This is a genomic window from Solemya elarraichensis gill symbiont (assembly GCF_002021095.1).
Lineage (GTDB): Bacteria > Pseudomonadota > Gammaproteobacteria > Chromatiales > Chromatiaceae.
On sequence record NZ_MPRK01000106.1, the window covers coordinates 1 to 6137 of the forward strand.

6 protein-coding genes are annotated in these 6137 nt (G+C 53.8%); all 6 read right to left on the reverse strand.

The window, feature by feature from the left end:
• On the reverse strand, positions 1–2855 hold a 2855-nt coding region (locus BOW51_RS06550), incomplete at its 3' end, for a molybdopterin oxidoreductase family protein (RefSeq protein WP_078476996.1).
• A 116-nt stretch (positions 2856–2971) separates the two neighbouring features.
• Entirely contained in the window at positions 2972–3385 is a 414-nt protein-coding gene (locus BOW51_RS06555; protein ID WP_078476997.1) for a CBS domain-containing protein, read from the reverse strand.
• A complete protein-coding gene (locus BOW51_RS06560; protein ID WP_078476998.1) occupies positions 3382–3732 on the reverse strand; it encodes a P-II family nitrogen regulator in 351 nt (116 codons plus the stop codon). Before BOW51_RS06560 ends, BOW51_RS06555 begins: the two co-directional genes overlap by 4 nt.
• A 2-nt stretch (positions 3733–3734) precedes the next feature.
• Positions 3735–4544, reverse strand: coding sequence for a DUF1538 domain-containing protein (locus BOW51_RS06565; RefSeq protein ID WP_078476999.1), 810 nt, complete (start codon positions 4542–4544; stop codon positions 3735–3737).
• Complete coding sequence (locus BOW51_RS06570; RefSeq protein WP_078477000.1) at positions 4541–5263, reverse strand: DUF1538 domain-containing protein; 723 nt, start codon at positions 5261–5263, stop codon at positions 4541–4543. Before BOW51_RS06570 ends, BOW51_RS06565 begins: the two co-directional genes overlap by 4 nt.
• A 172-nt stretch (positions 5264–5435) precedes the next feature.
• Positions 5436–6137: ATP-binding cassette domain-containing protein (locus BOW51_RS06575; protein ID WP_135568112.1), on the reverse strand; the 702-nt coding region annotated here is incomplete at its 5' end.

The following is a 6137-nucleotide window of genomic DNA, read 5'->3' on the forward strand; positions in this document are numbered from 1 at the left end:
CCACGCTTGCTGTCCTGACCGGGCACCTTGCGCATCGGCTTGAACTGGGGATAAGTAACCTTTGGCTCGGAATCGTCAGCCTTGTAGATGCGAACGCGCACATCAAACCAGGCAGCCTGCCCGGTCACCGGATCCGAGTTGGACATATGATTGCCGGCCTCGCAAGGCGGCAGCTCTTCCGATATCAGGTGGTTAAGCAGGAAACCCTTCTGGGACTCGTTCGCCTTGTCCGATAGGCCCCAGGCACCGGAAGCCTTGCCGATTGCATTCCAGGTCCACACGGTGCCTGGTTCGACGGCATTGGAGAGGCGGCACATGCAGCGCACCTTGCCATGCGGAGACTCAACCCAAATCCAGTCGCCGTCTCCATAACCACCGGCATCGGCCGTTACCGGATTGATAAACATGTAGTTGTACAGGTGAATCTGGCGCAGCCAGGCATTCTGCGAATCCCACGAGTGATACATCGCCATGGGACGCTGGGTCAGCGCATGCAACGGATACTTATGCGTATCAATCAGCCTGTCTTCAATCGGCTGATAGTAGAACGGCAGCGGATCAAAATAGGTATCGACACGTTTACGCAGTCGCTCTGGCGGCTGCTTGCCTGCACGCTTGCCCTGTGCGGCAAGACGGAACTTCTGCAGCACCTCTGAGTAGAGGTGTAGCGTGATCGGTTCTGCATAACGCGTCATACCATGTGCGCGTGCCCACTCGAGATAGCCCTTGTTCCAGTTACGCATGTACTGGTAAGACTTGGGCAGTTCGTAGTGGAACAGGCAGTTATGCTTGGCGTACATCTCCCACTGACGCGGGTTGGGTTCGCCTTTCATCGACTTGGTGCCATCCTTGCCACGCCAGCCAGAGAGAAAGCCGATACCGGAACCGGGTGCAGTTTCGAAATTGGTGATCAGGTCAGGATAATCACGATACTTGCGACTGCCATCCTCATTCACAAAGGCCGGCAGGCCGAGGCGTCCACCCATCTCCACCAGCACTTCCTGGAATGGCTTGCACTCGCCCTTGGGGGCAACAACAGGAATACGCACAGCGTCGACCGGACCGCTGAACTGGGAAATCGGGCGATCCAGCAATGACATGGCGTCATGGCGCTCAAGATAGGTCGTATCCGGCAGTACCAGGTCTGCAAAGGCGACTGTCTCTGACTGGAAAGCATCACACACGATGATGAACGGAATCTTGTATTCACCATCCTCATCCTTGTCGGAGAGCATTTCGCGCACTTTTTCCGTGTTCATCGAGGAGTTCCACGCCATGTTCGCCATGAACAGCAGCAGGGTGTCAATCTTGTAGGGGTCGCCGCGCCATGCATTGGTGATGACGTTATGCATCAGGCCGTGCACGGAGAGCGGATGCTCCCACGAGAACGCCTTGTCGATACGCACCGGCTCACCCTCTTCGTCAACAAAGAGATCGTCCGGATCAGCCGGCCAGCCAAGCGGCATGCCGTTGAGCGGCGTCATTGGCTGGACATCTTCAGGGCCTTTCGGCGGCTTGGGACAGGGTGGAATCGGGCGCGGGAACGGTGCCTTATGGCGAAAACCGCCGGGGGTATCAATCGTACCCAGCAGGGTCATCAGGATACCCAGTGCACGAATCGTATGAAAACCGTTCGAGTGTGCAGCGAGACCACGCATAGCGTGGAAGGAAACCGGGTTACCCTTCACCGAGTTGTGCTTGTTGCCCCAGCAATCTTCCCAGGCAATCGGCAGTTCGATATGCTGGTCACGTGCCGTAACACCCATCTCGTGGGCAAGACGCCTGATAGTTTCTGCCGGAATACCGGTAATTGCCTGCGCCCACTCAGGGGTGTACTCGTCGAGACGCTCTTTCAGCAGCTGGAATGCCGGCTTGACCTTAATGCCTTCATCCGGAATTTTGAATTCACCCAGCAGAAGGGGGTCTGCACCCGGTGTATGGGTTCCAATTGGGCCGATTTCGCGGTCCCACCAAATTTTGTTCTCAGGGTCGAAACAGCCCTCTTCGATATGCATCTCGAAACGGTGAAACAGCCCGAAATCATCGCGTGCCGGATCGTTGACCACCAGTTCTGCAGCGTTCGAGTACTGGGTCAGGAATTCACGATCATAGAGACCCTGCTTGATAATCTCGTGATTGATGGCGAGCAGCAGCGCACCGTCGGTACCGGGCTTGATCGGCACCCATTCGTCGGCAATCGCCGAATAGCCTGTACGCACCGGGTTGATCGAGATAAAACGACCGCCGTTGCGCTTGAACTTGGAGAGGTGGATCTTCATCGGGTTGGAGTCATGATCCTCGGCCGTGCCGATCATCACGAACAGCTTGGAACGATCAAGATCAGGGCCGCCGAACTCCCAGAAAGAACCACCGATTGTATAAATGAGACCGGCCGCCATGTTGACCGAACAGAAACCACCGTGAGCCGAGTAGTTGGGCGTACCAAACTGCTTGGCGAACATACCGGTCAGTGCCTGCATCTGGTCACGGCCGGTAAACAGGGCGAATTTCTTTGGATCGGTTTCACGCAGGTGCGAGAGGCGATCTTCCATCATCTGGAACGCCCTGTCCCATGAGATTTCCTCGAAATCGGCTTCACCACGTACTGAATTCTTTTTACGCAGCAGCGGCTTGGTCAGTCGCGCTGGTGAGTACTGCTTCATAATTCCGGAGGCACCCTTGGCACAGATGACGCCTTTATTATGCGGATGCTCAGGATTACCCTCAATATGGCGCACGTCGCCGTCACGCAGTGTGACGCGGATACCGCAGCGACAGGCACACATGTAACAGGTGGTGTTTTTGACTTCAACACGACCTAAATCGCGGTCTGAGTGAGTTACCGGATCCAGCATAATATTTCTAAACCTGTGATTTAGTTGAATTGCGCCCGGACAAAGGATAACAGAAGACTAATATTCTAATATTAGCGTGAACTAATGTTAATAGAACTTACCCGAAATACCGGGCTCTAGTCTGTCTCCAAATCCCCTGATCCCAGCCCCTTGAGCACCATGTCGGACATGGAAACGATACCAATTACAGTGCGGTGCTCGACAACCGGTGCTCTCACCAGGCCAAAATGCTCGAACATCCTTGCACAGTAACGGATATTCATCTCCGGGTCGACGGTAAATGCCGGTTTGGTCATGACCTCGTAAATATTCACCCGTTCAGGCGCTCGATCGGCAGCAAGCACCTGGCTGGCAACGCCAGAGAGGGTCACGATACCATATTCATCATCTTCATGACGCTTGTTGACAATCAACGTCTTGGTCTCGATAAAATTCATGTTCTGCAGTGCTTCTGCAACCGTCGCCATGCCATCGACCATGTCAAAATCGCGCTTCATGACATCCCGTACCCGTATTATTTCCTTGCTCATATCTGCTCCTCCACCTCGCTTGCCAGTATGTTTATCTGTTGACTAACGCCCACCGCATCCTCTATATCCATCTGGAATGCGATACCTGTACCCGGTTTCTCTTCAAACTCGCACACTTCGCTGATGGTCTCGAGAACACGGCGGGACATATGCTCTTCAACCAACAACATGATGACATTGCGCGCAGAGCTAAGTGACAAACCCATAAAGGTTTTCTGTTTCTCGATACCTTCACCACGTGCCTGGGAGAGCACAGTCGCTCCGGTGACACCGAGTTCACGCGCGGTCTCTAGAACTATATCAGTATGCTCATCCTCAACCAGAACGACTAGCAATTTGAAATGCATGGTTATTCTCCTTCTGAATTCGTATTGTCGGATTTACTGTTACGAGCTGCAAGCCACTCTCCAAGTTGTGCATAGCCCATAACGGACATGATTGGAAAAACGCTGGCAAAGGCGATCAGGCCAAATCCATCCAGCAGGGGATCACGGCCTGGTACCGTATTGGACAGGCCCAGACCCAACGCAGTGACCAGCGGAACGGTCACTGTTGAAGTGGTCACGCCGCCAGAGTCGTAGGCAAGCGCTATGATTGATTTCGGTGCGTAGAACGTCTGTATGATAACGACGATATAGCCGATTATAATGTAGATATAGAGCGGTGTGCCGGTCACTATCCGGAAAGTACCCAGTCCGATGCCCACGGCGACACCTATCGCAACGGCAATTCTCAGACCCCAGGGGTTGATTGCACCACCCGACACCTCGCTCGCCTTGATCGCTACCGCAATCAGGGATGGTTCAGCGATGGTAGTGGAAAAACCGATGGCAAATGCAAACAGGTAGACCCAGTAGTATTCATACCAGTGCGACGCGATGTCATCGCCTATCGCGCCCAGTTCAATTCCCAGAAAGACCGGATCTGTCAGTTGTTTCGCCATCAGCTTGCCGATTGGAAACAACGCCTCTTCCAGCCCCATGAGAAAAAACGCGAGGCCGAAAATAACGAAGACAAATCCTGTCAGAACACGCTTCAGGTGAGGAATTGGCCGGCGCAGCACAAGCAGTTGGAATCCGAAAATAATTACGACTATCGGGATAACATCGTGAATTGTACTGCCGAAAACCGTGACAAAATGATTGAACCACTCTGTCATATCAACATCCCGTAGCCCATGACGAAAATCATCGGCGTCAGCGAGGCAAATGCGATCAGGCCAAAGCCGTCGACCATCGGGTTACGCCCCGAGATGCTGCTGGCGAGACCGACGCCAAGTGCGGTAACCAGCGGCACGGTAATTGTCGAGGTCGTCACACCGCCCGAGTCATAAGCAATGCCGATGATCTCCGGCGGTGCAAATGCGGTCATGATGACCACACCGATATAACCGGAGATGATCAGGTACTGTACCGGCCACCCCTTAAGGATACGGAACACGCCAAGCACGATGGCAAAACCAACCGAAACGGCAACCGTCATGCGCAGATTATAGGCGTAGCTTTCGATACGTTCCGGCGTGTTTTCAATCATGCCGCCGTTCACCGCAACAGTGGCTGCCTCGGCGGCAACCGCGATCAGGGCCGGTTCTGCCACAGTGGTGCCAAAACCGAGCGCGAAGGCAAACAGCAACAGCCATATGAGACTGCCCTTGCGTGCAAAATCGTAGGCCATGTTTTCGCCGATCGGGAATAGCCCGATACGCAAACCATGAATAAAAAGCGACAGGCCGATAACGACCATGAGGATGCCGCCGAGCATCTGCAGAAGATTTGGAAATGGCTGTTGCAGTACAAACAGCTGAAAAAAGGCGATAACGAGCAGGATCGGAAGAAGATCCCTGAAACTCTCAAGCAAGGCCTTAAAAAATGCGTTCAATGACCCGAACTACCCGGCAGATTTATCACACTCTTGAGCATACCAGAGCAATGTGACTGTTTCATGGATTTGGTCGTTGGTCGTTGGTCGTTGGTCGTTGGTCGTTGGTCGTTGGTCGTTGGTCGTCACAAGCATAATCCAGAACCAATGACTAGAGACAAAAGACCAACGACTAGAGACTATCCAACTCCTCCCAACGCCCATACGCCGTTTCCAGTTCGGCATTGACAGTATCAAGCTCACTCGTCAGTGCAGCCACATCATCAGGACGGTCACGATACAGCGCAGGATCGGCAAGTGACTGCTGCAGTTCTTCAGCCTTCTTCTCGAGAGACTCGATCTGTGCCGGCAGCTGTTCAAGTTCACGTTGATCCTTGTAGCTGAGCTTGGCCGGTTTCGCCTTCTCCTTTGCTACTGCTGACTTCTTTTGAACTGGCAGCGGTTGCTCAGTCTTGGCGCCGCTCACGGAGCGACGCTGACGCTGCCAATCCTCGAAACCGCCAACGTAGGAGGCCACTCGACAATCACCCTCAAACACCAGTGTGGAGGTGACGACGTTATCAAGAAAAGCACGGTCATGGCTGACCAGCAGGATGGTTCCCTTGTACTCGATCAACAACTCCTCGAGCAATTCCAGTGTCTCGATATCCAGGTCATTGGTCGGTTCGTCCAGCACCAGTACGTTGGCCGGCTTGGTAAACAGCTTTGCCAACAGCAGGCGATTACGCTCACCACCGGAAAGCGCCTTGGCCGGTTGCTGTACGCGGTCGGGCGAGAAGAGAAAATCCTGTAGATAGGAGATGATATGGCGCGACTTGCCGTTGACCTCGACCTGATCTGATCCGCCGGCGACGTTGTCACGTACCGTCTTTTC

Excerpts from the sequence above, each read along its gene's own strand:
- BOW51_RS06565 (WP_078476999.1), bottom strand. The coding sequence starts at position 4,544 with ATGACAGAGTGGTTCAATCATTTTGTCACGGTTTTCGGCAGTACAATT.
- BOW51_RS06560 (WP_078476998.1), bottom strand. The coding sequence starts at position 3,732 with ATGCATTTCAAATTGCTAGTCGTTCTGGTTGAGGATGAGCATACTGAT.
- BOW51_RS06555 (WP_078476997.1), bottom strand. The coding sequence starts at position 3,385 with ATGAGCAAGGAAATAATACGGGTACGGGATGTCATGAAGCGCGATTTT.